We start from the raw sequence: 1,811 nt of genomic DNA, 5'->3' as shown, positions 1-1,811 counted from the left end.
AATTTACCTTTTGATTTTGATTTAAATTGTACTTTAGAAGTCTCTTTTGTAGCCAAGTTATATACTTTTGCTCTATTCGTATTAATAAAAGATGGATTAATATCATCATTTTTATCAAATGGCAATATTATAGTTTCTAAGCTTGAAAATTCCTTAAAAATAATAATATTTTTTTCTCTTGACTTAACTTTTGTTGTACCAGAATTTTTATTCCATACCTCAATATTTTTAAATTGCTGATAAAACTCTTCATCGTTAAATTCTATTTTTACTCTTTTTTCATTATCAACTGTTTCTTTACTTTTTCTAATTGGTTCAAACTCCGCTTCATACCAATTATCTTTTACTAATTTGGTAGGGGCGCTTTCTCCAAATTTTTCTTCAATATCTTCTTTAATATTTCCTCTGTCATGTATAGCTGAAACAGTCTCAAATAAATCACTATTTTCGATTAATCTATTTTTTATATTTTTAGTTGAATTAGAGAAACTTTTTAATTGTTTATCTTCAAAAAGCTCCAACTTTAAATAGTCTTCTTTATTAATTTCACCTTGTTGGATAATACTAAATACAGATTCAAAATCTAATAAAGTATATTTAACAAGTTCATCTGAAAATTTTCTTTCTATTACAAATTTTAAAATTTCACTTTCATGTTTTTCTAAATTATGATTTTCTTTATTAACTATTTTATCTAAATTTTGTTTTAGTGAATTAGTATGAAATGGTGCTCCTTTTTTTGATAAATCTAACGAGCCTCCTGTTATACTATCTAAGTCCTCTTTCATCAAAAATATAACTACAGAATCTTCCCATTCTCCTTTTTGTAATGACACCTTATTTCTTATAGTCACTAAGAAGTCATTAGTAACACCATCATGCGCAAAAACAAAGATTACTTTTTTATCGTTTACCATATAATAAATAGTTTCAAAACTAAATTCATTTGACTTAAAAGTGCTAACTTTCTTTTCTTTTGAATTTTCAATTGCTGTTTTTAAATTATTTATTTCATTATCATTATTTAATATTAAAAAGAATCTATCTCCTGCGTTTAAAGAAGTATTATTTAAATAATTTCTTAATTCTTTATCTAAAAAATTATAAAACTGGTTTGACATATTTAACCTCTCCACTATCGCTTTTCTTATCAAGAATATTCATTTTTTCGTAGAAATTAACTACCTCTTCTTTTGTATATCGATCAAAAAAGACTCCTCTTTTTTCAAACTCTGCAAAAACTTCTTTAATTAATTTTTTTCATCTTTTACAATTATTGAAGTTAATAAAATCAATATATCTTTCCTAATTGTTAATGTTTTCCCTAAACTGCCTCGACTTTTTAAAAAGTACAAATCTCCAATTTCATCAATTGATAAAGAATATCGAGAACTAGTAGCTTCAGCTAAATCTTTAATCAACCATTTTTTTAATATTTTTAAATTGTCAATAAATTCATCGGCAACTTCTTCCTCTTTTGGTAATCTCATTTTATAAGCTTTCATCATTTCAGACAGTTCATGATTTATAGTTTTAATTTTATTTTCATCAAAATTAAGTATATCTGTTAGGGAATAAAATGTACTTGTACCTTCGAGATTTTTAATTATTATATTTAAATATCCTATTAAATTATCATTAGCTAAGGTGAATTTTTTCTCTCTTTAATATAATTAAATCCTTTTTTATATGTAATTCTAGTTGAAGATAATTTTTCACTATCTAATGTAAAATATAAGGGCTCTAACTCTACTCCATTTTTAATTTTATTTAAATTATCAATATTGATTACAGTTTGTGTAATATACTGA

The 1,811-nt window shown here is 23.7% G+C and carries 3 protein-coding genes and 1 pseudogene; all 4 read right to left on the bottom strand.

Annotated features, from left to right (window positions below):
* Positions 1-1,121: pseudogene (locus CD127_RS11385) on the bottom strand (helicase HerA domain-containing protein); the annotation flags it as partial.
* The gene (gene dptG / locus CD127_RS12955) at positions 1,102-1,251 is read right to left on the bottom strand and encodes a DNA phosphorothioation-dependent restriction protein DptG (protein WP_268927808.1); all 150 of its coding nucleotides are present in this window, start codon (positions 1,249-1,251) and stop codon (positions 1,102-1,104) included. The gene dptG (CD127_RS12955) and the pseudogene CD127_RS11385, both read right to left, overlap by 20 nt.
* The gene (dptG, locus tag CD127_RS12950) at positions 1,251-1,529 is read right to left on the bottom strand and encodes a DNA phosphorothioation-dependent restriction protein DptG (RefSeq protein WP_268927807.1); all 279 of its coding nucleotides are present in this window, start codon (positions 1,527-1,529) and stop codon (positions 1,251-1,253) included. Before dptG (CD127_RS12950) ends, dptG (CD127_RS12955) begins: the two co-directional genes overlap by 1 nt.
* 113 nt (positions 1,530-1,642) lie before the next feature.
* Entirely contained in the window at positions 1,643-1,765 is a 123-nt protein-coding gene (locus CD127_RS12945) for a hypothetical protein (RefSeq protein WP_276307637.1), read from the bottom strand.
* Between the last annotated feature and the right edge of the window lie 46 nt (positions 1,766-1,811).

Source organism: Staphylococcus petrasii, from assembly GCF_002902565.1.
GTDB lineage: Bacteria > Bacillota > Bacilli > Staphylococcales > Staphylococcaceae > Staphylococcus > Staphylococcus petrasii.
Note: the sequence above shows the minus strand (reverse complement) of the source record. Positions and strands in the feature narration are given on the sequence as shown.